The organism is Streptomyces sp. NPDC012825 (assembly GCF_042900925.1).
Classification (GTDB): domain Bacteria; phylum Actinomycetota; class Actinomycetes; order Streptomycetales; family Streptomycetaceae; genus Streptomyces.
The window spans coordinates 110,114-134,491 of record NZ_JBIBBZ010000013.1; the positions used below are offsets into that span (position 1 = coordinate 110,114).

The following is a 24,378-nucleotide window of genomic DNA, read 5'->3' on the forward strand; positions in this document are numbered from 1 at the left end:
GATCCCCCATCAGAACCCTTTGAAGACAGGCCCTAGCCCCAACGCTGCCGGTCATCAGGATCGAACCTCCAGCGTGCCAGGTGGCCGACATCGGGACCCGGCCCGCGTTCACTTCACCGGCCAGCCTGCAGAGCCGTCCATGTTGCCGGACCCACGACGCCGTCCACCGTCAACGACCGGCTGGTCTGGAAGTCCCTGACCGCCTGCGCAGTGCCGGGGCCGAAGCTGCCGTCGATCTCTACGGTCCGGCTCAGTGCGGCCGTCAGCGACCGCTGGAGTCGCTTGACGTCGGCGCCCGAGGAGGTCTCCTGCAAGACGGGCTTGGTTCCGGCCGAGAGCAGTGCGGTCCAGGACTGGCGGCCGATGACCCCGTCGGGCGACAGACCGCGCGCGCTCTGGAAGGCCTTCACGGCGGTCTCGGTCTTCGTGCCGAAGACGCCGTCCGCGGTACCGGCGGCGAAACCTTGTGCGTTGAGCAGTGTCTGCGCCGCCGTGACCTGGGTGCCGGTGGACTCGCTGCGGAGCGTGTTGTAGGCCGGGAAGTCGAGGTTGACCGGCGTACTCGTGCTGCCCCCGACGAGCTGCATGTAGTAGGTCCAGTTCCAGTTCGGCCCCGGGTCGGTGTGGTCATTGTTCGGGACTTCAGAGTGCCCTATAATGTGCGCCCGGTCCTTAGGGATGCCGTACTTGTCGGTCAGGTGACGCGTGAGGGCGGCGGATGACCGGTACATGGCGTCGGTGAACCAGGCAGGGTTGTCGACGTATCCCTCGTGCTCGATGCCGACGCTGTAGGCGTTGCCCGAACGTGCATGGTAAGCGGTGTCCTTGTCGCGGACGGTCTGGGTGACCTGCCCGTCGGACGAACGGATCACGTAGTGCGCGCTGACGTTTGAGCTCGGGTTCTGGAACCAGCTGATCGACCCGGCGTACGACCCCTGGGTAACGTGGATGACGACGGCGGAGATTGCGGCGGACCGACCCACGGTGTAGTTGCCGCTGTTCGCGGCCACCCACAGCGCGGGCGGATAGTCGGTGCTCAAAGTCCCCACGGCGGCCGAAGCCCCCTCATCCAGGGCGGGTACATCCGTGTAGCGGCCCCGTTCGGGACGTACGGCCTGTGGGTGTACGTCGACGGTCTCGCCTAGGGGCGTGGTGGCGCGGACGCCGTTCGCGAGGAAGTCGTAAACGGAGTCCGCGTAGAGCCGGGCCATGCGGTCGTCCGTACTGCCGCTGTACTCGGCCACAGCCGGGTACCAGGCGCCGATGTCGTCGTGGTCCTCCAATTGTAGGCCCAGCCGGTCGGCGTATGAGCGCAGGACGGCGGCGGCGCCACGGATGTTGGTCGCAGTATTACGCTGCAACGCGTTCGGTGCCGCGCCCGTCAGCTCTGCGGCCCGCTCCAGGGTGTGTGAGCGAGGGTTGCTGACCAGGTGCATGACGCCGTACCCGTTCGCGTGACTGGGCTTGCCGTCGTGGGAGTCGAGTCGGCTCTCGCCGTATCCAATGGCCACGAGCAGATCGCGAGGGACGTCGAATTCGGCGCCGGCCCGGGTGAAGGCCTGGTCGACGGTGTCGTGTGGGGTCGGCGTCGCGGCGGCGGAAGGCCCGTCCGTACCGGTGAGCAGGACGGCGACAGCGGTACCGAGTACGAGCGAGGTGGTGTATCTCCATGATCGCTGGGGTCGGTTCATTGGTGGTTTCCCCTCGGTGGCGTCGAATCGAACGGTGTCACGACGACCCGGATAGGACCGTGACACGGCGTTCCGGTGTGTGCAGGGAGCCGCTCCAACCGCCATTGCATGCTCACGGCAGCATGATGTGCTGGTTACTGTGGCGCGAGGACTTCGGCCCCTTCGGCTCCGTCATTGATGGCACCGATGACGGAGTCTCTTCCCTCTTGGTGCTTGAGGTGTGCTGGTCATCAACTGGGTACGCTCTGCCCGGCTCTGGATGCGTTGGCCGAAGGAGTGTCGGATGAGCTTCCGTGGACGTGGTTCTCTTGTTAGGCGTTGCCCTCCCCCTCGCCGGGCAGGAGGGCCCTGCCGGGGCGTTTGCGGTGCGGGACGACGAGCCCGGTGTTGAGATGGGCGCCGTCGGCCGGCACTGCCGCGCTCTCGCAGGCGATGGCTGGACGGAGTTCCGCCAGGCCGTGGTGTCTGCGGTATGCCGCTCACGGCGGCACCGCGGACACCCCGGGTCCCCAGTACCGCCGTCCTCATGACCCGGCAGGGTAGTTCAGCAAGTCGGGACGCCCGGAAGCCAGCCCTCGGGAACATCGATGTAGATGTTGGAGATATAGCCGCCGTAGTCCGGCAGGTAGGACCAGGCGTCGTTGCTGTAGCCGTCGACCTGCACGAGTTGGCCGTGCACTTGGCACTGGACGTGGACGGTGGTGGGACCGGAGAGTTGGGCGACCTGGGTGGACGCCGAGGTGGCCTGCTTGCGGATATTTACGCCGGTTCCCCAGGTGGGAAAGGGCCGGGTGGCGGCGTCGCCAGTCCAGAGATAGGTGACGGTCACCCAGCCGTTGTTGTTGAGGCCGACGTTGTAGAAGGTGCCGTCGGCCAGGTCGATGCCCGCCGGGTTGAGCACCCGGCGGCCGAATTCGTCGAGGCCGCCGTGGTAGCCGTTCTCGTAGGCCGCCTGTGCTTCTGGCTTGCCCTGGGGAAGGTCCTTGAAGGTTTCGCGGACGGAGGAGGGATTCCAGTAGTCGTCGTGGGTGTTCCAGGGGCCGACGTCCCAGACTGGCGCGGTCTCGCACCGGGCTGGGCCGCAGACGCGCACGGAGTACTGGGCGCTGCCTTTGGGGGACAGCCCGCGCCGTGACGGCAGGGCAACGAAGTGGTCGTTGGGGACGATTACGTGGCCGTTGGCGGTGGTTCCGCCGACCAGGCCCTCGCGCGTGGCGAACACCCGGGCGGAGAACTGAGTGGCGGCGGCCGAGACGGCCGCATCGTTCGCCCCGGCATCGGCGGCGGGCGTTCGGAGTTCCGCGCTCAGCCCAAGGCCGCGGATCTCCGGCGTGGCGCCTGCCGGTGTGCCGACGAGGGTGAGGCGGACCTGGACCTCGGTGACGGCCCGGGGTAGCACGGCGGGTTTGCCGACGCGTGCCTCGCGCCACTCGGTCCATCGTCCGAGTCCGTCGCGTCCGCGGACGTCGACGGCCGTCCTGGTGCCGGCGGGCGAGGTGGCGTCGAGGTCAACCGCGATGTGGTTCACGGCCTGGCCGAGCACCCGGGCGGGCAGCACGGTGGTGCCCTGGGCCTGGCCGGCACGGACCGAGGCGGGCCTCAGATGCCCGTCGCGCAGCCGCAGGGAGCCGCCGGCGTGGATGATGTTGGCCTCGTCACCGGAGCCGGCCGTGAGGTCGGCGCGCCAGGTCACCGGCACCGCAGCGCGATGCGCTGCCGGATCCTGAACGCCAGCCGGGCCGAAGCCGAGTGCGAAGGCGGACAGGGCGGTCAGTGAGACGGTGAGCACGGGCAGGCGGCGTCCGGAGCGAGGTCTGTCGGTTCGGCGCATGGTGCGCCTCCTTCGGGTCGTGGGGGGGGTGAGGGCAGTGCGCGCGAGGGGGGTCAGGGGCAGTCGGGGACGCCGGGCAACTTGTCGGCGGGTGAGTTGATGTAGATCTGGGTGATCCAGCCGTCGTACTGCGGTAGGTAGGCCCACCAGTCGTTGGTGTAAGGAGGGATGGTGACGCGCTCGCCCCGGCGCTGGCAGCCCACCAGGACTTCGATCCCGGTCGGGAGGGTGATGAGATGGGTGGATCCGGTGTGCGCCGCGGCCCTGACGCGTACGCCGCTGCCCCAGGTGCCGAACCGGGTGCCCGCCGGGCGGACGGCGCCCGGTACGTTGAGGGAGTCGGTGAGGCGGGTGACCTTGCTGTACGCGGTGCCGTAGGGCGTTCCGTCGGGGTGGAGGGTGAGGACGGCGACCACGGTGCGGTCGTCGGGGCCGACAGTGCCGGTGGTGTGGAGCGCCTCGGACACCAGGTCCAGTGAGACGGCGTGGGTATCGGGGGCAGTTGCCGGGGTGGGCTTCGAGACGGCGCGGGCAGCGGGGGCTGTGGTGCAGCCGCCGGAGGTGAAGCCGGACCATCCCTGCTTGACGGCCCGGGGGCCGTCGAAGGCGGAAGGGATGCCGAAGTACTGGTCGAAGCCGTCGTTCCCGCAGCGGGTGGCCGAGTGCAGGGCGTCCATTATGAAGGTGCGCACGGGGGCCGGTGCGGTGTCGAGGATATGGCGGTAGACGCGGACGGTGTCGACCGCCGTGGTCGCGGTGTAGCCCCAGTAGCCGGGGTGGGATGCGGGCGGCGGGGCCGTGCCGGTGAGGCCGAGGCGGGAGGCGGTGCGGGTGACGACGGCGCTCCCTCCGCGGGTGGTCCAGTAGTGGCTGGCCGCAGCGTCGTCGCTGCTGCGCAGCATGGCGGTGAGGCGCACTCGGTCGGTCTCGAGGAGGGCGGCGGGGCTGTCGTCGCCGAGGACGTCGAGGGCGAGCAGCAGCTTCACCAGCGAGGCGGACCGGAACTGCCTTTCGGAGTCGCGGAGTTCGGTGAACTTGCCGGCCTTCCGGTCGTACACGGCGACGCCTGCGGTCATGCCGGTGGGGATGTCAGGCATGGTGAGGGCGTCCGTCCTCTCGGCGACCGTCGCTTCCGTGACGGAACCGGGCGCCCGATGGGATGCGGGAGAAGCGGCGGCTGTCCCGGCCAGGAGGGCTCCGAGCAGGACGGACAGCGCGGCGATGGCCGGTAGGGCACCGCGCCGCAGCGGTGCGCAGGGCCGATGATGCCGGGGCATGGGGCGATGGCTCCTCAGTGGTGTGGTGGCGGCTGACAGGGCGTCGGGCATCCGGTGCGAGGACGTCAGCGTGGAGAGGAGCAGCGTTCGGGCACAAGGATTTCGTTCCTGGTCGAAGAAACACGGGGCACGCTTGTCAGGGTCATGTCTTCCCGCTACGTTCCCGACGTCTCACAGAACCCTCGTCCGGAGCGTCGCAGCCCGGCACCCCTCACCACCTAGGAGCAGTCGTGAGGTTCCTCAAACGCCTTCCGGCCCTGGCCGCTGCCGCGCTGCTGGCACTGGCCGGTCTTTCCGTCTCCCCCGCACACGCGGGAGAGACGGCGGTGACGGCCGCACCCCCCTTCAAGGCGCCGTTCCCTTGCGGGCAGCGGTGGACCTATAGCCATCACTCGGCGGAGGTCCGGCGCGCCCTCGACTTCGTCCGCGCCGACGGCGGTGCGACGGCAGGCACCCCGGTGCTCGCCTCGGCGGCGGGTACGGCCACCCGGTACTCCCAGCCCAGCGGTGCAGGCAACTACATCGTGGTGGACCATGGTGGCGGCTGGAAGACGTACTACTTCCATCTGGCCGCGTACTCGGTGGCCAGCGGCGCCTGGGTGAGCCAGGGGCAGCAGGTCGGCACCACCGGCAGCACCGGCAACTCCTCCGGCGCGCACATCCACTACGAGCAGCTCTACAACGGCGTGGGCCAGAACATCGTCATCAACGGCGCCGGGCTGTCTTACCCGGGCAGCTACAACCAGGCGTACCTGACGAGCGACAACGGCTGCAGCGGTAGCGGCACCCCGTTCACCACCTGGGGCAGTGGCGTCAAAGTCCGTGCCGACGCGCGGCTGTCCGCCGCGGTCGTGACCACTCTGGGCGGCCCGACGGCCGTGCGCGTGCTCTGCCAGAAGCAGGGCGACACCGTCAACGCGGAGGGCTACACCAACAACTGGTGGAGCAAGCTCCGTGATCAGAACGGTTTCATCAGCAACATCTACATCGATCACCCCAGCGCCCAGCTCCCCGGCGTGCCGCTCTGCTGACGCGGCGCCGGGCCGTAGAGCTGCGGCGGTGCACACCGGCGGGACCGTCGGGGTGGGGAGCCCTGATGGTCCCACCGACGCATGCACCGAGCCGCGGCGGCGCATGCCTGTGAAAGTCTCATGACATGCCCACATCGATACCTCAACGCGCATAGAATTTTGGACCGGCGCCATCAGGCGCCCCTGACTTCCTGGGGGTGCACAGTGCTTCGCGTGGACTTCACCAGTCAGGAGTTGGTCCGGCTGCGCGTGGCCGCCGGCGTGGACCCGCTCTGGGAGACCGCGCTCAGCCTCCATCTCCTCCAGAACCGGACCGCCCCGCTCACCTTCGGGCCCTGGCGCCGAGAGGTTGGCGCCGCGCTACGCCTCACCGGGCTGCTGCCAGCCGCACACGACCTCATGCGACTATGTCCCGACGGCGCCTACTTCCCCGATTTCCTGACCCCCGGGCGCGGAGATCTCGACATCGAGGTCGGTGTCGACCGGCTGCTCGCGACCCCCCGCCGACGGCTCCTCGCCGAACTGACCCGGCTTCACACCCATACCCGAGGCCCGGTCCCCCCCGGCGTGCGACTGCTGGCCGACGGCTGCCCCCGGACACTGCGCCGACTCGGCGACTCTCTGCGCGCCTACTACCGCGTTGCCGTCGAGCCGTACCTCCCCGCGATGCGGGCCCATGCGGCGGCCGACCGGGCACAGCGCGCCGAGGCGGCACTTGCCCACGGCGCGAAGGGCATGCTGACCGGCTACGACGACCTGCCCGGATGGGAGTACCGTCACGGCCGGCTGCGCGCCCCATACCCCGTGGACCGTGAGCTGCTGTTGCACGGCAGGGCGCTGACCCTGGTGCCGGCCTTCTTCTGCGTGCGTGCCCCGCTGGCCCTGGTGAACGAGTCGCTGCCGCCCGTCCTCGTCCATCCCCTCACGCCCGCACCTGGCTGGCTCGAGCGTGGGCGCGGCGCTCCGACCAGCCCGGCGGCACAGCTCATCGGCCCCTCGCGCGCCGAGCTGCTACGAATGCTGGATCGCCCCATGACTACCACCGATCTCGCCGCCGCACTGCGGCTCGCCCCCTCTACGGCAAGTCGGCACGCATCGGTGCTCCGTGACGCAGGACTGTTGCTGTCACACCGTGAGGGTGTACGGGTGCTCCATCACAGGACCCGGCTGGGCGAGGCGCTACTCGATGGAGCTCTGTCGATCGGTTCGCGGTGGGAGAAAGCAAGCACGCCGCCCGACACAGGCATGCGGCGGTCCGAGGGAACAGCTCCTCGAAGTCGGTGAACCAGACGGCGCCTCAGATCGAGTAGATCGCATCGAATCGGCCGATGTCTTCGTCCAGGTAGGCGATGCCGTCCACGATCCACAACCGGTCCACCGCGCCGGCTGGGCGAGCGGCCGGCTCGATCGCGAGCAGCGGCCGCAGCCGCTGGATGACCCGGCTGGTTTTGTTCACGACTTCGGGTTCTGGCACAACTTCTGTGGAGCTGACGTGAGGCGGCCGGTCTGTCCGTTCCACCACGTCCTGGTCGGCTGCGGTGCCGACGGGATTCGAACCCGCGAGACAGATGGGGGCAGGTCCGCCCCGTCCCCGTCACTCGCCGCGGGAGGAACCTCGCCCACGGCGATCGCCGTGGACCGCTCCGCCACGGCACCCCAACCTGCAAGCCGGGCGGCCACGTAGGGGTTGTCCTCGATCAGCGTTGCTGTGGCTCTGCGGTCGCGCAGCGCGCGACGGGCCGCGATCGCCGGGTCCCACGGGCCCGGTCCCGGGCCGGGTGATGCGTTGCTTCTTGCGCCTGCTCGCCTTGCTCACGCTCGCGCCGCCCTCATCTCTCGTCGCCCCCCCCTCGGGGGGCGTTGCTTGCTCTGTGCCACAGGGTCTGTGCGGGCCGGCGGCAGGCTGTGGGGAGGAAGTGGCGGCCGTCCCGCCTGGCGGAACAAACGCACGTGTCTTTGTGCCGCTCGTTCCGCCGGGCGGGATACCTGGGGGGGGCGGGAGCTATTGCCTCCTGGCCCGTGCCGGGTCCGGAAGGCCGGTCAGGCGCGCGAGGATCAGGACACCGCACTGAGTATCAACGCCGAGACCGTTTCCGCCGGCTGGATGCAGGAGCTGCCCAGTGAGCTCTACCGGCAGCACCCGGGCCAGGCCACCCGCCAGCGCGCGGCCGCCGAACGGTCTGCCTGTATCAAGGCACTGGTCGACCAGGCGGAGGCCCTGTACCGGACCGGATGGCGCTACACCCCTTCAGCAGCTGCCGTGGCCCTCGACCCTGCCTGGCCGCCGGTGAGCGCGGCCTGACCCGAGAGAGGTCACCACTCCCCCATGCGCCGACCGTCCCGCGCGCCCCACCGCCGGCAAGAAGCGATGAGCACGGCAGGAGGAGCACTGGGAGGGCGCGGTCCAGGAGGTGTCTTCGAAGCGCTCTGGCCGCGGGCCTCCGTCTCTGCAGTGGCAGGTGACGTCTGCGGTCAGCGGTAGTCGTCGGGGTGGTCCTGCATCCATGTGTTGATGAAGTCGCGGGTGGCGACGAGCTGCTTGTGATGCTTCTCCAGGTTCTCGAAGGAGGCGTCCCCGCCGAGCGTGTTGTTGAGCTCGGTCATCTTCTGGATCGGCTCGGGGAAGTGCCCGGGCCCCTTGGGGTCGTTCTTCATCGCCCGGTCCAGTTCCTGAAGCTCCTTGTTCACACGGCCCAGGAAGTAGCCGCAGTCCTTCGCGCAGGAGTCGTTGAGCGTGGCCTGGAGGGTGGCGAAGGCGTCCCGGACCTTCTCGCCGGTGGACGGCGCGTAGGCGTTGTCCGGGTAGGGGGTCGCGCCGGCCCCGTCGGGCGTGTTTGCGCCTGATGCCGGGCGGACGGGTTTGGGGGTTGTGCCGCAGGAGACGGCCAGGGCCGCCAGGACGGCGGCGACTAGGCCGTGTCTTCAAAGTGGCCTGATGGGGGATCATGTCGTCATGGTGCGTCGTCATGAGCTGTCGGATGTGGAGTGGGAAGCGCTGTCCGGGTTGTTGCCACGGCCGTCTTCGGGTCGGCCACGGTTGGATGACCGGCGGGTGCTGAATGGCATCGTGTGGAAGCTGCGGACGGGGTCGGCGTGGCGTGATGTGCCGGAGCGTTACGGGCCTTGGAGGACTCTGTATACGCGTTTTCGCAGGTGGGCGCTGGATGGGACGTTCGCGCGGATGCTGGCCGCGGTCCAGGCGGAGAGGGACGCGGCCGGTGACATCGACTGGCTGGTGTCGGTCGACTCCACCGTCGCGCGGGCTCACCAGCATGCCGCCGGTGCCCGCAAAAAGGGGTGGGGCCGGGGGACGAAGTATGTGATCACGCCCTCGGACGATCCCGGGGCGGACTGACCACGAAGATCCATCTCGCCTGTGACGGCCGTGGCCGGCCGCTCGGCTTCGTCCTCACCGGCGGCAACGTTGCCGACTGCAGCCGCTTCGAGGAGGTCATGGACACCATCAAGGTCCGCCGGGCCGGACCCGGACGGCCCCGAACCCGCCCGGACCACGTCCTGGGCGACAAGGGCTACAGCTCCCGCAAGATACGCGCCTACCTGCGTAAACGCGGGATCGGCCACACCATCCCCGAACGCCGTGACCAGCGGGCCAACCGATCACGCAGAGGCCGCGACGGAGGCAGACCGTGCGCCTTCGACAAGCAGCTCTACAAGAAGCGCAACGTCGTCGAGCGCTGCTTCAACCACCTCAAGCAGTACCGCGCGATCGCCACTCGCTACGACAAAACCCGAGAGTCCTACCAGGCGGCCGTCACCATCGCTTCCCTCCTCCTCTGGCTCCGACCCATTTGAAGACACTGCCTAACACGGTGCCTTGCACGGACTTGTTGCGGATCATGTGGGTCCCTCCCCGGCGTCGTGGAACCAGGCGAGCGTATACGGCGTGACTGGGCTCACGGCTTCCGGCGGCAGCCCGGTACGGTGAACAACCCGGGGGACGAGGGCCCCGGCTGGCCAGGGTCTGCCCGGGCAAGCACGGCCGCCGGGGGCGGATCGCGTCTTGGACGACGGCCATGAGACCGCGTTGGAGGAGCCGCACTGGGGCCGCAATAGCGAGGGCTGGCCGATCGCGTGGATGGGCGGCGCGCCTGACGGCTGGTAGCGGCGACAGGACCCCCGGGCGCACGGGCGACCGGGGATGGAAGCCCGGCTCGGGACTAGAACTCGGCCTTGCGGTAGGAGGGGTCCAGGTCGCGGACCTCGGCGGAGACGTGCATCCGGCAGCCGTCCTCGGGCCCGGCGAACCTGCGCAGCAGGTCCACCACTGCCTCCGTGAGCTCCGCCTTCGTCTCATCGGTGCGTCCGGCGAGCAGGCCGATCGCGACGTGCACCAGGCCCCCGTGCTCCTCGACGTCGGTGCCGACCGCCGAGTCCTCGCCGCGCACGACCTGCGTCTTGCACGTCTCCAGACGCGTGGCGGCCTTCTCGGCGACCAGCTGGTTCAGCGCGCTCGCGAACCCTTCCCAGTCGACGTCGTCCCGCCCGGTCCGGGTGACGAGAATCTGCGGCATGGACACTCCTGTTCATCGAACATGCGGCACGAGCCTGCCACGAGCCACTCCCGTTCTCAAGATCACGTACGTGGTCCGCAACGACTGGCAGAGCCGAAACCCGGCCATGACCGCGGCCCTGACCTGCTACAAGAATCTCGCGGAACTTGCCACGTGAGACAACCTCTTAGAAGTCGTTTCTTATGGCGTGATCGTTCGTTGTTCCATGCATGACGGATCTGGTTGAGCGGTTGGTGCCGGAGGAGTTGTGGGTGTTATTCCGGCGGGTGGTGCCGCCCACTGAGGTGATACGTCCGCAGGGCGGTGGCCGGCGCCGGGCAGGTGACCGCGAAGCCCTGGCGGCGATCATCTTCGTGGCGACATCGGGTTGCACCTGGCGGCAGCTGCCGCCGATGTTCGGCCCGGCCTGGCAAACGGTCTACCGCCGGTTCGCTCAGTGGAGCCGGGACCGGGTCTGGGCCAGGCTCTACCGCGTGATCCTCGACGAACTCGGGGCACGGGGCGAGCTCGACTGGTCGCGGTGCGCGATCGACTCGGTCAGTCTGCGGGCTGCAAAAGGGGGCCACTGACGGGACCGAATCCGACCGACCGCGGCAAACTCGGATCGAAAATCCACCTGATCTGCGACCGGAACGGACTGCCCCTGTCCCTGGGCATCTCCGGCGCGAACATGCACGACAGCCAGGGCCTGGAGCCGCTCATACGCGGCATCCCACCCATCCGCTCCCGCTGCGGCCCCCGCCGCCGACGCCCGGCGAAACTGCACGCCGACAAGGGCTACGACTACGACCACCTACGCCGATGGCTCCGCAAACGCGGCATCCGCCACCGCATTGCCCGCAAGGGCATCGAGTCCTCGAAGCGGCTGGGCCGGCACCGCTGGGTGGTCGAGCGAACCGTGTCCTGGCTGGCCGGCTGCCGACGGCTGCACCGCCGCTACGAACGCAAGGCCGAACACTTCCTCGCCTTCGTCGGCATAGCAGCGACCCTGATCGGCTACCGCCGCCTGAGCCCCTTGCTCACGGCCTGAGCCGGTCCTGCTGCACGTCAAAGCAGACCAGCCCCATGGACTCCGCCACGGCTGCCGCATAGACCGACGCCTCCTCGGCCATGCTGAATCGCATGGGGAAGTAGATCAGTGGCCCGCTGGCTTCGTCGATCAGCGGGCCGGTCGACCAGGGCGAGGTGTCCTCATCGTCCTCGGTGAGGTCGCACCACCGCTCAAGCAGCACGGCGACGTATGCCGCAATGCGTTCGGACGGAGGCTCTTCCGTCCCGCTGTCGATATATCGGTCGTACAGGTCGCTGAAGACCTGGCCGGCGGTCTTGTCATCCGCCGGCCTCTCGCCTTCCCAGACAGCAAGGTCGTAGCTCATGACCGGAGACTCTCATGCCGCTCCGACAGCCATAAGAAACGACGTCTTAGTCGGCGATCCCCGACGAGGGGACCATCCCCGCGTGCGCGGGGAGCAGCGCGCGGGCCACGACTCCGTGCTCGCGTACATGGGACCATCCCTGCGTGCGCGGGGAGCAGGAGAACGTCTTCCCGGAGAAGGCCGATCTGTGGGGACCATCCCCGCGTGTGCGGGGAGCAGCCCGTCGCCCGCAGGTCGACCGACAGGTTCCAGGGACCATCCCCGCGTGCGCGGGGAGCAGGCCACGACCCGGATGGCCGGGCTGACCGCCGGGGGACCATCCCCGCGTGCGCGGGGAGCAGGGCCCGGCGAAACGCTTCTCGCCCGTGACCGTGGGACCATCCCCGGGTGCGCGGGGAACAGTGGTGTAGGCCGCAGCCGATAGGCCACATGGAGGGACCATCCCCGCGTGCGCGGGGAGCAGACTCGCTGACCTGCGATTTTTAATCAGTGATGTACCTGTTCAAGCGAGCTTTTAAAGATCCGACCTTCATTACATAAAAGGCATTCACCTGGTCACTTCCTACCGAAGCGCCGACGCTTTGATGCCTTGCTCCATCCCTGGGCCGGCTTTGCCGAAGTTTCTGCGGAGCGAGAGGCCGGGCGGTGGATGAGGGTGAGGCCTTCATGATCGATGGGCTCCCATTTGTGATCATGGGTGCGGAAGGTGTAGCCCTGTTCGGTGTTGGTGGTGTGGGCGAGTAGGGCTCGGCCTTGGCCGGCGTATCGGCGGACCTCGTCCCACAGGATGTCCCGGATACGGGCGGACGGGTTGCCGATGAAGACGCCGGGTGAGATCTCCAGCAACCAGCGGGTGAGAAAGCCTCTCAGACCTACCGGGCAGTTGGTGAGAACGATGACGGTCACCAGTCGGCCCCGTCGCTGTAGTTGATACCAGAGGGAAGCAGCTGGTCGTGGTCGGACTGGAGGGAGACCCGATCGATCTCACTGTCCGAAACCGTAATCCTGGATGCCTCTATTCCGGTTGGCAGGAGGAGGCCTTTGATGTCGGTGACACAGCGGTCCAGGAGACCGAGCTGGTGGATACGGTCGCGTAGAGCGCGGCGGGTGCGGGGACCTGGCTCTTCGTCGGATTCCGCTGCGATGTCGAAAGCCAGAGGGATTCCGATCTCCGTTTTGTAAAGGTCGGCGACGTCCAGGACGAAGGACAGCTCGTGGCCGGAGTGGACGAACCCGAGCGCTGGTGAGCATCCGAGTGCGGCGACGACGGCGTGGGCGATGCCGTACATGCACTGAGCGGCTGCGGTGATGGCCTGGTTGACGGTGTCGCCGGCGGTGAAGTCACCGGGGACGTAGTGACGTTTGCGCCAGCGGACCCCAGTACGTTCGGAATTCTTGCGGTAGCAGTCCTTCACACGGTCCCCTTCCCGTCCGAGGAGTCCTCGGCGGGTGAGGCCGGCGGGGTCCTCGCCGGGGAAGCGCAGGCGGTACATGGCGCGAGCGACGTCCAGCCGGGTGCGCTGGTTGGCCCAGGCGACGGCCTGGGCTTCGGCCAGGGCGGAGGAGCGGGTGAGGGCCCGGCCGCCGGCGTAGTAGCGCACGGCGTTCTCCCCGACCCAGATCACTGCGGCACCGCATTCTCCCAGCACGCTCATGGCCTGGTGGGTGATGCGGGTGCCGGGGCCCAGCAGGAGGGTGCCGATGGTGGCGGCGGGGATGTGGGTGGTGCCCTCGGCGTCTTCGGCGGTGATGGCGTTGGCGTCCCGGTGGACGGTGCAGCGTTCGAGGTAGATGAAGGAGGATCGGTCCGCGACGCGTGTCAGTTCGCGCGGACTGCTCAGCGATCTGCGACTGACTGTCTCTGTCATCGCACGTCTGTGGGGGCGAGGGTCATCAGTCCGCATCCGTACGCCTTGGCCTTGCCCAGTCCTGTGGTCAGCAGGCGGCGCAGGGCGTCGGGGTCGGTGATCTCGAGGCGGCCGTCGTAGGTGACGGTTTTGACGCTCACGCGTCCTTTCGCGCCGCGTTTGGGGAAGTCCAGGGTGCGCTGGTCGCTGACGGCCACCTGGTGGGTGTCGCCGAACTCGGTGTGCTGTTTGTCCGCCGGTTTCTCGATGATGCGGAATCCGCCCGCCTCCTGGCGCTGGAGCAGCCAGGCCACCTGGTGGCGGGGGGTGAGGTGAGCGGTGCGTTTGGTGGGGGCGCCGTCCCGGTTGCGGACACTGTGGACGGGGTTGGCGGTCAGGCGGAAGTTCCAGGTGCTGCCCTTGTCGAGGCCGGCGAGGAACGGCGCGTAGTCGTAGGAGGTCCATCCCCGGGCCTGATCGGTGGCCACTGCGGGCCATCCGGCCTGTTCGACGAGGTGGGTGAGGTCCGGGCGGGTGGGTGAGGCGATGAACAGGTGGACCTGGGCGGAGGCGGCCCGGTCCAGGCGCCACAGGACGCGCGGGGTGTCGGTGTCGGTGGGCAGCAGGTCGGGGAAGGAAGACATGACGGCGGCGTGCGTGGACTGCGGTGAGGACAGCAGCCGTCGGGCCTGGGAGCGTGCGGTGTTGACGCGGAAGCGGGTGAGGAACATCAGGCGATTTCCAGGTGGCCGACGGGATTGTGGGCGGGCGGTTCCCGGCGGGGCCGGGCGCAGGGGTTGGGCACGCTGACCGTGGAGGTGTGCACCGTGCGCAGGGCGTACCTGCGGTGGCGGGGGTCGAAGCTCAGTGGCTGGTCGCGCAGGGTGTCCCCGGTGGCGCTGTTTTCGTTGGAGGAGGGGGTTGCGGTGCCGGGGGCGGGTTCGGTCAGGGTGGTGAGGGTGACCGTCGTGTCGCGTCGGCGTTGCTGCTGGTACCAGTCGGCGGCTCTCCAGGGTTCCTTGCGCAGGACGTCCTCGAGTTCGGCTCCTTCGTGGACGGCGAGTTCGACCGGCCGGGACGGCGGGCAGGAGCGCCGGCCGAGGAAGGGCAGGTAGACCGGCGTGCGCAGAGCGGCGTGGAGTTCAGTGAGCAGGGCGTGGTCGCCGCTGAGGGCGGCGACGAACACGGCATCGGCCAGGTAGAAGCGCTCCGACAGCGGCATGGCGGTGCCGGTGTCGCCGTGGTGGGCGGTGTGGAAGTCCCGCAGCCGGGTGCCGGGCTGGTCGATGCGCACGCCGAAACGCAAGGAGGCCAGAGTGGACAGGTCGGCGCCGCGTTCCAGGCCCTGGGCTGCGGCGAGCAGGCCGATGACGCCGCTCTTGGTGGGGGCGTTTTCGGTGGTGCGGCGGCTGGCGAAGCGGGACGAGGCCCCCCACGACTGCAGGGGGCCGGCCAGTTGCAGGGTGAGCACGCTCATCCGCGCTGCTCCAGGCGGGCGGCGACCGCGGCGCCGGCGGTCTCGACGAGCTTGGTCAGGCTGGGAACCTCGGTGCCGATACCGGAGAGCTTGTGGGTGGCGGGGCCGATCCGCAGTACCCAGGTGTCGGTGGTCTCGTCGCCGTAGGCCCGTTCGATTTCGGGGATGTAGTCGGCGAGGCGGGCGCAGGCCGTTTCCATGTGGCCGCCGTCGATGTCTGCGCTGACGGGCTTTTCGAAGGCGGAGACGAAGCTGACCGGCCGGGTGGTGCGGAGCTTGACGACGACGGCGTCCGGGAGGGTGTGGTTGCCGAAGGTGTTGATCTTTCCGGTGGGCAGGGAGGAGACGAAGCCGGCGAGGAAGGCTTCCACGGCCCGGCGGACGGGGGTGGCGGGTGACGCGTCCGGGTCCAGGCCGTGGCCGAGGTTCCTCTCGAGGAGATCGATGTCGAGAGCGGCGTACCGGTAGAGGGTGGCGGAGTTGAAGTCGACTGTGCCGATCATGCCGGCGCCCGGCTCGGCGTCGGTGTTGCTGTCGTCGACGGCCGTGAAGTAGTCCGACTCGTTCTCCACCCGGTGCACGCTGAGCGCATGGGCGACCTGGGCTGCGGCATCGACGTTGATGTCCGCAGCGTCGGCGACCATCCGGCCGAACAGGGCGATGTCGACGGAGTGCTCGGTGTTCGCCAGCTGCTTGGCCCGGGCCTTGGTGTCCTTGTCCTTGAAGAAGGCCTTGATGTCGTCGGCGCCCTCCACCGCGAGTTCTGCCAGTGCGTCGAGCTGGCGGGCGCTGAGGAACATCAGGTAGGAGGACTCCGGCGCGGGGGCTGCTGCACCGCTCTTCTTCGCCGCGTCCACCTTCCGCTTGGGCGGTTCGATCTTGGAGCCGGTGGCGGTCTGCAGGACTTCGGCGGCAAGAGCCCACGCCTGGGGGCCGTCGAGGCCGGGGAGGAGGGCGGTGATGCGCGGGGCGAGGAGCTCGGCCACCCGCTTGGTGCGCACCCCCAGCTCATCGGCGGGGAGCAGGTCCTGGAACGTCTTGCGGGTGGCCCGCTTCCACGCCTGGCTGGAGACCCGGGCCCGGACGGCTCCTCCGTAGACGGCCGTCTTGGGTGCCCCGGTGTCGTCGCGGTTGATGTTGCTGGGCGGGACGTTCTGCAGGGCATGTACGTCGAGGATGATGCGGCTGGTCACGAGGCGTCCTTCTGGTCGGTCTCATCGGGGGTGCGCGCGGGGGCGTCGGTGTTCTTGGGCGGGCGGTGGGCGTGGAAGGAGCGGCCCCAGGAGCGGCGCACCTGATCCCGGCCGCCGGGGCGCTGCCAGGCGTAGAGCTGCTGGGCGAGCAGCGCGTAGTCGAGGCTGAGGTCCGCACCCCGCAGCAGCAGGGTGATCTCCCGCAGGCGAGCGGCGAGCACGGCCAGGGTCGGGGCGCTGCCGGCCCTAACGAAGCGTTTGCGTACGGGTTCGTCGATCTCGCCCGGAGGCATCAGCCGGCGTACGGCCGCGCCCAGTTCGTCGCCACCGGTGCGATGCATGGCGGCGCTGCGGGACTGCTGGTGCAGGGCGTAGAGAGTCATGGCGATGAACACGGCTTCCTCGGCCTCGTCGGGACGTACACCCGGCGTGCTGTGAAGCAGTTCGATGTCCAGCAGTCCCCACAGGTTCGGGATCGTCGCAGCGTCCTTGCCTGCGCCGCGGCGCAGCCGGGCGAGGTCGGCGACCGCCTCGGACCGGTCGGACAGGTAGCCCTGCTGCAGGCGGCCGATCTCTTTGCGCACCACCTCGGCAACCGGATCGGCAGGAGCGGAAGGCCGGAGGGAGGTTGTGGGTGTGGTGGTCATAAGGGCACCTTCGGGGAGGGCGGAGCGGGCACGGTGTCGCAGCCGTCTGCGGTGTCGGGCTGCGAGAGTTCGTTCCCTGAGGGGTCAGCAGGGGTGCTCGTGGGGGCGGCCGGTTCGTAGGCCAGGGGGAGGCACTTCTTCAGGCGGGAGCGGAACCACAGATCGGCCGAAGCGGTGTTCAGCCACTCCGGGCCCTTGGCCTGGTCGACGATCCGGCCCTCCCAGGCAGCCTCGCCCGCGCCGGCCAGCTGCTCCTGGGCGAGTCGGCTGATCTCGCGCCGGACGGTGCGCTGCCAGGCGGTGCGCCGCTCCTGGGGGTCGGCGCCGGGACCCAGAGCCGCCAGCCAGATCCGGTAGGGGCCGTCGAGTGCGGCGAACCCCGTGTGGCGGGCGGTGCTGCGGCCCGCGTCGGACTCACCGCCTGCCGCACGGGTGAGGTCGGAGGCGAGATCGCCCAGCGTGTTCACGGCCTTCTCCGCGTCGGCGACCGCGTCCACCGCCTCTTGGGCGAGGCGCCGGTCGCTCTCGCTGAGCAGCACGACCGACATCGCGACCGCGTCCTCGGTGATCTCGTCGATGACGGACTGCTGGGTGCCGTAGACCACGCCGCACGTCCGGACGCGGATCAGTGTCTCCTTCGGCAGTACCCGTTCGTTGATCAGTTGTGCCAGCCAGTCGACGACACCGGGCCGCAGCGCGGAAGGGGCCTCGCCGCGTGCGGAGGTGTCCTGGCTGCGGGGGACGATGAGCGTCTCCAGACCGCGCCACGCCGAACGCGACGGATCGTGCTCGCGCGGCATGTAGACCAGCGGCCGGCCCAGCTTCTTCTCCTGCGCCGCACTGCGCCGCCAGCCCGTCATCGGCTCTTGCTCGTGCATGTTCTGCGGGGCGAGCGGATCGCCGTAGGTGAGGACCACACCGCAGACCAGGTTCCCGTTGTGATGCAGACGGATCCGGCGTGACTGCCAGGTGTAGAGATCCCTCACCCCGCCCGGCCGTCCGGCTGTGTCGCCGGCCCCCGGCCCGCGCGGGGGGCGCCGCCAGGCCGGCACATCGTCCTTCGCGCTGCCGTCCGAGGCGATGAGGTTGAGCAGGAGCGTCTCGTGCAGATCGTTGCCCTCGGCGGCGACCCCTCCGAGGTTTCCCGCCCACGCCACGCCCTGGGGATAGGCCTTACCGCCTTTGACCCGCGGGTCCCCCTCCACCCCGGTCTTGATGCCGGAGGTGTCGAAGGCGTGGGCATGGACCACCCAGCGTGCGGCCTCCGCGAACGGCACCTGCTCCACCCCGGGGAAGCGAGTGGTGAAGAACGGGTGCCCGTTGGGGACGTCGGCGACGATCCGGTTCAGCCCGAACACTTCGTCCTTCGCCGTACGCAACCCGGCCACCTGGAAGAACGGCTGCACAGGATGCAGCAGGTCAAAACGTTCCCGGTGCGCCTCGAGGTAGCCGGACACTATGGTGAACGGCTCGCTGTCCTCCCACAGCTCCGCCCAGTCATCGAGGTCCTGCGGCCCTTCCAGGGCATCGTGAAGGATCGCCAGAAGCAACCGCAGCAGGGCGAAGTCCTGAGTGGGAACGTCACCGGCGAGGCGCCGGATCTCCCGGGCCCGTGCGAACACCTCACGAAGAGACAGCTCCGTCTCGGTGCCGTTCAGGAGCAGGACCGGCAGCCACGGCTCCTCGGTCAGATCGAAACAGGCCCTTTGCTCGCGGTGGCCTTCTGCCGGTACCGGATCATCCCTCACGCCGTACCTCGAGTCCTTCATCGCGGCTGTACTGGAGTGCATAACCTGCCAGTTGGGTCTGACAATCATCCTGAACGGGGAGAATGAGCTCCCCCGCCAGCCAGGGGCTGTCCTTGCTCTGCCAGGCGGGAATACAGAACTCCTCGAGTTCGGCGATGACCCGGTCGATGATCCGCGGCTGCGACAGCTGCAGAGGCAACCGCAGTCCGCACGCGGCCGCCGCCCGCGCCGCCCGGGGGGCGGGGACAGCATCCTGCGGCAGCGGCAGCCCACCACGCTCTTCGCCCACCCAGTCGACCGTGGTCAGCGACCCGTCCGCCTGCCGCTGGACGACAATCACTTCCAGGCTCTCCTGGCTGTCACGGACCTGTGCCCGTCCGGCCCGGGTGTCGTCGGCATCCCCCGCTCCGGCACCCAGCCAACCGATCAGAGACCGCCCCGCCCTGCCCGCCGCGGAAAGACGGAAGGCGTCCGCCCGTGCTTCTTTGTCCGCCTGGACCCGCTGGTGCACCTCCCGCGCCTCGGCCAGGACCGGCGCCCAGGACACGGGGCCGCTGTCCGCCTCGCCGTACGCTTCCTGGACCAGCAGGCTGATGTCCTGAGGAAGCCGCACAGCAGGCGCCGGTTCCTTCCCCGCCCTCGGCACGGATGACGCCCCGTGCATGTACGGCGCGAGGGCAGCCAGGGAACGCAGCAGCGGATAGCGGCCGTAGACCAGTTCCGAGCCCCGGACCGGCCGGGGAGGCACCTCACCGGCCCAGCCAACCCCCGTCAGCAGACAACGGGCCCCACGCAGCCGCCCGGGGCGGTCCTCTCGCGGGTGACGATGGAGGCGGCCCATGCGCTGCAGGACCAGGTCGACGGGGGCCAGGTCGGTGACCAGGAGGTCGAAGTCCACGTCCAGCGACTGCTCGGCGACCTGGCTGGCCACCACGATGTGCCGACCGGGCCGGGCATCGGATCCGGGGCCGAAACGCCGGACCAGATCAGCGTCCTTCTCCACCCGGTCCAAATCGATGAACCGCGCGTGAGCGACAGTGACATCACCCGGGCCGAAACGCTCACGCAGCACCTTCGCCGTCTCAAGGACACGGGCGACGGTGTTCCGCACGACCAGCACGCACCCCCCGTCGGCCAGTTCGCTCTCCAGCCGGTCGGCGAGCATCCCCAGATCGTCTTCCAGCGCTTCGAGACACACGCGCGAACCGCGCCCGGATGCTGCGGGCACTTCCTGCAGCGGCGGGTGCCCGGGTGCCACCGCGGTCAGCAGCGGGTACCCCCGCGCCTCCTCCACCGCAGCAAAGTCCGCCTCCCCCGCCCGCGCCCCGGCATACGCGGCCGCCAGCTCCCGGCGCCTACGGGCCGGCAGCGTCGCCGAGAGCATCACCACCGGCACCCCGTACTCTCCCAGCCAGGCCAGCACCCGGTCCAGATAAGCGTTCATGTAGGTGTCGTAGGCGTGCGCCTCGTCGATCACGACGACCTTGCCCGCCAGCGCCAGGTGCCGTAGGGCGAGATGCCGGCTCTTCAGTCCCGCGAACAGCAGCTGGTCGATCGTCCCGACGACGAACGACGACAGCATCGCCTTCTTCCGCCCCTCCAGCCACTGATGCGCGACCAGCTCCGCCGGCGAGGACCGGTCCTGGGCTCCGGGTGCCGGCACCCGGTCCTCACCGTCCAGGTCCACCGAGGCGATACGCTTCCGCGTACCGGCCTTCAGCGCGGCGAAGTCCTCGTTCAACGCTGCCTTGGAGTGCGCCAGCCGCACCGACAACCGCTCCCCCTCCCCGGCAGGAAGACGGTCCAGCCAGGCCAGCAGACGCGGGAACATCGCGTTCCCCGTCGCCATCGTCGGCAGGGCGAAGAACACCCCGCCCGCCCCGGCACGCCCGGCCAGCACCTCGGCCGCGGCGAGCGCAGCCTCCGTCTTCCCCTCCCCCATCGGCGCCTCGACGATCACCAGCCCCGGAACAGCCATCTCCCGGGCCACCCGCACGACAGCCTCCTGAACCGGGCGCGGCCGCGCACCGGCCGGCAGGGCGAACCGGGAGGCGAACAACTCGCTCGCCGTCTCCTGCGGCGTCTCGGGTCGCCACGGCTCGGGCAGGTCCAGCCGGGACCAGCCTGCCTCCACCCGCTCCGCCTCTGTGGAGGAGCCGCTGTCGGAAAGGTAGGGGAAAAGATCCTGGTTGCTGGCGATCCAATCAGCCATGATCACCAACGCCGACAGCAGCACCTGAACACTCTGCGGAAGCTTCACCCCGCGCCAGTCGGTCAGCCGCTCACGCACACCGAAATCATCGGTACACGCCTCCAGCAGCTCGTCCTGCACCCGGCGCCACACCACCTCGCAAGGCCCTTCAGTGCGCAGGAAACCCGGGTGCGTGTCGAGATCGTGAACCTGTGGGTGATCCGGCGGAGCCCCGTGGTGCCCGCCCACCACGACCGCGAACTGCGCCGTTGCCCGCCCCGGCCACCCATGGCGTTCCTCCAGCCACTCCTGCAGTAGCAGCTGTCCGGCCAGCGCATGCGGAGCCATGCGGCGGTCGGTCCCCATCTGCCGCTGCGTCGCCATCTCCAGCCCGGCAGCACGCATACGATCGGCCAACGGTTCCACCTGACAGGCGAACGCCGGCGTCGCTTTGCCGATGTCGTGCACCCCGGCCAGCCATACCGCCAGACGACGCCCGTCATCAGCTCCACCGGGCAGCGGAGCGGACACGATCTGCCTCACCCGCTCCGGCAGCCACCGGTCCCATAGCAGACCGGCGACAGCAGCACTGTCGGCCATGTGCCGCCACAGCGGCAGCCAACCATCATCCGCCCGCTCGTACTTCGCCCACACCGTCCGTGCGGCAGGCGATAACGCCTTGCCTGCGAGCCGACGTCGACTCGCGCACACTTTGATCACACGAGAATCAAATTACAACCACATGGCCCACGTCAGCCGTTCAGCACTTTTCTTCCCGCAGGCCCGGCAATCCCCTCCAGTCGTGTGACCATGAATAACGGCCAGCTTGGGGAGAAACGGCGAAAGAAGCGAGCTGCAGGCGTAGAGAAGCGCGGCACTTGTGTCTGTATGACCGTTATAGGGAATTCGGTGAAGATGGTTCAAACCGTTGCGCCTCCCGAAAGAACATGCAGGTCAGCGAGTCTGCTCCCCGCGCACGCGGGGATGGTCCCATGATCGCCCTCGGTCACCACGACGACCGCCGCTGCTCCCCGCGCACGCGGGGATGGTCCCTGGTCGGCGCGCAGCCAGCCGGCGTGCCAGTCGCTGCTCCCCGCGCACGCGGGGATGGTCCCAACACCACCGAGACGTCGATCACCCTGACGACCTGCTCCCCGCGCACGCGGGGATGGTCCCTGGACCCGGGCGCGGACCGCGTCCGGCCCGTCCTGCTCCCCGCGCACGCGGGGATGGTCCCACCGAGCGGGGCGCCCCCCAGGCGCGGGCCGCCTGCTCCCCGCGCACGCGGGGATGGTCCCTCGATGCATGCCAACCCGCGCTCGGTGCATGCCTGCTCCCCGCGCACGCGGGGATGGTCCCTTCATGACCTCGTTCGCCGCCGGGGACACGTTCTGCTCCCCGCGCACGCGGGGATGGTCCCCGTCATGGGACAGACCCTCATCGCCATCCTCGCTGCTCCCCGCGCACGCGGGGATGGTCCCGTATGCCGGGTGACGTGGAAGCCGTCCTCGCGCTGCTCCCCGCGCACGCGGGGATGGTCCCTCTCCTGCGCGGTGGCACGGGATCCCCTCAATCTGCTCCCCGCGCACGCGGGGATGGTCCCTCCCGGCGGGGGAGCTGACCAACGACGACCTGCTGCTCCCCGCGCACGCGGGGATGGTCCCCACTGGGCTTCGAGGTCGTACCGGCCGAAGCTCTGCTCCCCGCGCACGCGGGGATGGTCCCGGCGACCGCTACGTGAATACCAAGGACAACGGCTGCTCCCCGCGCACGCGGGGATGGTCCTATGACAGGAGCATCCCGCCGGTCGGGACGGCTCTGCTCCCCGCGCACGCGGGGATGGTCCCGCGACGTACGACTTCACGGTTCTGGACAGGGACTGCTCCCCGCGCACGCGGGGATGGTCCCCTCCGCGCCCGCTCCCACGCCCTGGTGCCCATCTGCTCCCCGCGCACGCGGGGATGGTCCCACGCTCCCCAATGCTTCTACTTTTACTTGCAAACTGCTCCCCGCGCACGCGGGGATGGTCCCGCCTGCTCGGGTCCATCCCCGCGGGCACGGGACTGCTCCCCGTGCCCGCGGGGATGGTCCCAGTCTCAGTCTCAGCAGCCACCACCGCAGTCTCTGCTCCCCGCGCACGCGGGGATGGTCCCAGAGGCGGCACGCGATCTTGGCTTGCTTCCCCCTGCTCCCCGCGCACGCGGGGATGGTCCCGGCAAGGAGCAGAAGCTGAGCAGCACTGGAGCCTGCTCCCCGCGCACGTGGGGATGGTCCCCCGTCGGAAAACACGTCACCCGCGATGCCGCCCTGCTCCCCGCGCACGCGGGGATGGTCCCGGCAGCGGGGCCCGGCGGGCCGGGATGGTGCGCTGCTCCCCGCGCACGCGGGGATGGTCCCATTGCGCGGGGTGCCGGCACCCGAGGGCATGCCTGCTCCCCGCGCACGCGGGGATGGTCCCCACCTGTCCATCGGGAGGATCAGATCAGCGGTCTGCTCCCCGCGCACGCGGGGATGGTCCCATTTTCGAGGAGGGCCACCGCACCCACTCGAACTGCTCCCCGCGCACGCGGGGATGGTTCCTGCTTTGATTCCTTCGTGGCGCCGCCGAGCTGCTGCTCCCCGCGCACGCGGGGATGGTCCCGAGGCGCTGATCCGCGCCGAGTCGACCTCCACCTGCTCCCCGCGCACGCGGGGATGGTCCCACCATCGCCGACGGAGCAGCCAGTGCCGCAGTCTGCTCCCCGCGCACGCGGGGATGGTCCCAACAACGAAGGCCCCTCCTCGGGGGCCTGGTGCTGCTCCCCGCGCACGCGGGGATGGTCCCCCCGAGGCGCGTCGGGACGTCGAGCTGTGCGCCTGCTCCCCGCGCGCGCGGGGATGGTCCCGCGCTAGGCCGTTTCCTCTGGATCGCTCCCGAGGGGGCAGGGTGTCGCTGCGGCGTGGGAGAGTTTTGGGCATGACGATGCCGGAGGGCCTTGAGCGAGTGCTGCCTGAGATGGTCGGACGCGACATGTTCGACGCTCTCGTCATCAGGACCGACTTCAGTGACGACGAGTCGTGGAGTGTGGTGGTTAGGGAGCTTCGCCGGCCGTGGGGGCCGGACAGCGAGTTTCCCGCAAATGTGCAGGTGGTTGACGTGCTCGCTTGGTCGGGGGCGACAGCTGATGAGGTTCTTACCGCGGTGGACGAGGACGAATACCTGAGTGTTGTGTTCGTCGCCGACCGCTACACAATGGAGTCACCGAGACGAGGGTTGTTGGCCCTCTCAACGGTCTGGGAGGACGAGGGCGATCTTGATCCCGTCTACTACCAGGAGCTCATCGAGTCGCCGGAGCCCCGGGAGTTCCGGGCCGCGCCCGCCGCAGTGCACTCGGCCCATGTGAACGTGACGCTCGGCAACATGGGCTTCGCCGAGTTCGCCACGGCCGCTTCCGCAGAGTCTGATCAGGTCCTGCGACCTGTCTGACGGGCGCAGCGGGCCGCCGTTGCCTTGGAACGGCCTCGGGGAACATCGGTACAGCGGTTATCGGTGAGAAC

Annotated in this window: 19 protein-coding genes, 1 tRNA gene, 2 pseudogenes and 2 CRISPR repeat arrays; of the genes and pseudogenes, 5 read left to right on the forward strand and 17 right to left on the reverse strand. The window is 69.3% G+C overall.

Going from position 1 to position 24,378, the window contains the following annotated elements; genetic code table 11:
• Positions 1-113: 113 nt before the first annotated feature.
• The 4 genes and pseudogenes from ACFY7E_RS24355 to ACFY7E_RS24370 form a co-directional block, all read right to left on the reverse strand.
• On the reverse strand, positions 114-1,691 hold the full coding sequence (locus ACFY7E_RS24355; RefSeq protein WP_389488106.1) for a peptidoglycan-binding protein: 1,578 nt from the start codon (positions 1,689-1,691) through the stop codon (positions 114-116).
• Between the two features lie 314 nt (positions 1,692-2,005).
• Positions 2,006-2,160 (reverse strand): annotated as a pseudogene (locus ACFY7E_RS24360) (IS5/IS1182 family transposase); the annotation flags it as partial.
• A 75-nt stretch (positions 2,161-2,235) separates the two neighbouring features.
• Positions 2,236-3,522, reverse strand: coding sequence for a hypothetical protein (locus ACFY7E_RS24365; protein WP_389488108.1), 1,287 nt, complete (start codon positions 3,520-3,522; stop codon positions 2,236-2,238).
• 53 nt (positions 3,523-3,575) lie between these two features.
• Positions 3,576-4,619 carry a hypothetical protein gene (locus tag ACFY7E_RS24370; protein ID WP_389488110.1) on the reverse strand — a complete coding sequence of 348 codons (1,044 nt, stop codon included), beginning with the start codon at positions 4,617-4,619 and terminating at the stop codon, positions 3,576-3,578.
• 410 nt (positions 4,620-5,029) lie between these two features.
• Here ACFY7E_RS24370 and ACFY7E_RS24375 point away from each other — a divergent pair, with 410 nt between their 5' ends.
• The gene (locus tag ACFY7E_RS24375; RefSeq protein ID WP_389488112.1) at positions 5,030-5,830 is read left to right on the forward strand and encodes a peptidoglycan DD-metalloendopeptidase family protein; all 801 of its coding nucleotides are present in this window, start codon (positions 5,030-5,032) and stop codon (positions 5,828-5,830) included.
• Between the two features lie 213 nt (positions 5,831-6,043).
• Entirely contained in the window at positions 6,044-7,114 is a 1,071-nt protein-coding gene (locus tag ACFY7E_RS24380; RefSeq protein WP_389488114.1) for an ArsR/SmtB family transcription factor, read from the forward strand.
• 67 nt (positions 7,115-7,181) lie between these two features.
• Here ACFY7E_RS24380 and ACFY7E_RS24385 read toward each other — a convergent pair.
• The 3 genes and pseudogenes from ACFY7E_RS24385 to ACFY7E_RS24395 form a co-directional block, all read right to left on the reverse strand.
• Positions 7,182-7,271: pseudogene (locus ACFY7E_RS24385) on the reverse strand (IS5/IS1182 family transposase); the annotation flags it as partial.
• Positions 7,272-7,366: 95 nt separating this feature from the next.
• Positions 7,367-7,486, reverse strand: a tRNA-OTHER gene (locus ACFY7E_RS24390).
• Between the two features lie 816 nt (positions 7,487-8,302).
• Complete coding sequence (locus tag ACFY7E_RS24395; protein WP_389488116.1) at positions 8,303-8,518, reverse strand: hypothetical protein; 216 nt, start codon at positions 8,516-8,518, stop codon at positions 8,303-8,305.
• Between the two features lie 265 nt (positions 8,519-8,783).
• Between ACFY7E_RS24395 and ACFY7E_RS24400 the strand changes: the two genes are divergently transcribed.
• A protein-coding gene (locus ACFY7E_RS24400; protein WP_389488223.1) for an IS5 family transposase occupies positions 8,784-9,643 on the forward strand; the annotation gives its coding sequence in 2 pieces (ribosomal slippage) (positions 8,784-9,132 and positions 9,132-9,643; 861 coding nt in all).
• A 365-nt stretch (positions 9,644-10,008) separates the two neighbouring features.
• Here ACFY7E_RS24400 and ACFY7E_RS24405 read toward each other — a convergent pair.
• Positions 10,009-10,362, reverse strand: coding sequence for a 5-carboxymethyl-2-hydroxymuconate Delta-isomerase (locus tag ACFY7E_RS24405; RefSeq protein WP_389488118.1), 354 nt, complete (start codon positions 10,360-10,362; stop codon positions 10,009-10,011).
• A gap of 209 nt (positions 10,363-10,571) precedes the next feature.
• On the opposite strand from ACFY7E_RS24405, the gene ACFY7E_RS24410 reads away from it, so the two are divergent.
• A protein-coding gene (locus ACFY7E_RS24410) for an IS5 family transposase (RefSeq protein ID WP_389488120.1) occupies positions 10,572-11,392 on the forward strand; the annotation gives its coding sequence in 2 pieces (ribosomal slippage) (positions 10,572-10,929 and positions 10,929-11,392; 822 coding nt in all).
• Here ACFY7E_RS24410 and ACFY7E_RS24415 read toward each other — a convergent pair.
• The 9 genes from ACFY7E_RS24415 to cas3 all read right to left on the reverse strand — a co-directional run bounded on the left by ACFY7E_RS24415 (position 11,382) and on the right by cas3 (position 21,441).
• On the reverse strand, positions 11,382-11,738 hold the full coding sequence (locus tag ACFY7E_RS24415) for a hypothetical protein (protein WP_389488122.1): 357 nt from the start codon (positions 11,736-11,738) through the stop codon (positions 11,382-11,384). The genes ACFY7E_RS24410 and ACFY7E_RS24415 overlap by 11 nt on opposite strands.
• A gap of 68 nt (positions 11,739-11,806) precedes the next feature.
• Positions 11,807-12,201: a CRISPR direct-repeat array (repeat unit 29 nt; unit sequence GGGACCATCCCCGCGTGCGCGGGGAGCAG).
• A 92-nt stretch (positions 12,202-12,293) separates the two neighbouring features.
• Positions 12,294-12,644 (reverse strand): type I-E CRISPR-associated endoribonuclease Cas2e, encoded by a 351-nt coding sequence (gene cas2e / locus ACFY7E_RS24420; protein ID WP_389488124.1) that lies wholly within the window; start codon positions 12,642-12,644, stop codon positions 12,294-12,296.
• The gene (gene cas1e / locus ACFY7E_RS24425; protein WP_389488126.1) at positions 12,641-13,606 is read right to left on the reverse strand and encodes a type I-E CRISPR-associated endonuclease Cas1e; all 966 of its coding nucleotides are present in this window, start codon (positions 13,604-13,606) and stop codon (positions 12,641-12,643) included. Before cas1e ends, cas2e begins: the two co-directional genes overlap by 4 nt.
• Positions 13,603-14,316, reverse strand: coding sequence for a type I-E CRISPR-associated protein Cas6/Cse3/CasE (gene cas6e / locus ACFY7E_RS24430; protein ID WP_389488127.1), 714 nt, complete (start codon positions 14,314-14,316; stop codon positions 13,603-13,605). The genes cas1e and cas6e overlap by 4 nt, the downstream gene beginning before the upstream one ends.
• On the reverse strand, positions 14,316-15,062 hold the full coding sequence (gene cas5e, locus ACFY7E_RS24435; protein ID WP_389488129.1) for a type I-E CRISPR-associated protein Cas5/CasD: 747 nt from the start codon (positions 15,060-15,062) through the stop codon (positions 14,316-14,318). The genes cas6e and cas5e overlap by 1 nt, the downstream gene beginning before the upstream one ends.
• Positions 15,059-16,255, reverse strand: coding sequence for a type I-E CRISPR-associated protein Cas7/Cse4/CasC (cas7e, locus tag ACFY7E_RS24440; RefSeq protein ID WP_389488131.1), 1,197 nt, complete (start codon positions 16,253-16,255; stop codon positions 15,059-15,061). Before cas7e ends, cas5e begins: the two co-directional genes overlap by 4 nt.
• Positions 16,252-16,902, reverse strand: a complete 651-nt coding sequence (gene casB / locus ACFY7E_RS24445) for a type I-E CRISPR-associated protein Cse2/CasB (RefSeq protein WP_389488133.1) — start codon at positions 16,900-16,902, stop codon at positions 16,252-16,254. Before casB ends, cas7e begins: the two co-directional genes overlap by 4 nt.
• On the reverse strand, positions 16,899-18,650 hold the full coding sequence (gene casA, locus ACFY7E_RS24450) for a type I-E CRISPR-associated protein Cse1/CasA (RefSeq protein WP_389488135.1): 1,752 nt from the start codon (positions 18,648-18,650) through the stop codon (positions 16,899-16,901). The genes casB and casA overlap by 4 nt, the downstream gene beginning before the upstream one ends.
• A complete protein-coding gene (gene cas3, locus ACFY7E_RS24455; RefSeq protein ID WP_389488225.1) occupies positions 18,640-21,441 on the reverse strand; it encodes a CRISPR-associated helicase Cas3' in 2,802 nt (933 codons plus the stop codon). The genes casA and cas3 overlap by 11 nt, the downstream gene beginning before the upstream one ends.
• Positions 21,442-21,804: 363 nt before the next feature.
• Positions 21,805-23,726: a CRISPR direct-repeat array (repeat unit 29 nt; unit sequence CTGCTCCCCGCGCACGCGGGGATGGTCCC).
• A 71-nt stretch (positions 23,727-23,797) separates the two neighbouring features.
• Between cas3 and ACFY7E_RS24460 the strand changes: the two genes are divergently transcribed.
• Positions 23,798-24,307, forward strand: a complete 510-nt coding sequence (locus tag ACFY7E_RS24460) for a DUF6924 domain-containing protein (RefSeq protein ID WP_389488137.1) — start codon at positions 23,798-23,800, stop codon at positions 24,305-24,307.
• Positions 24,308-24,378 lie beyond the last annotated feature (71 nt).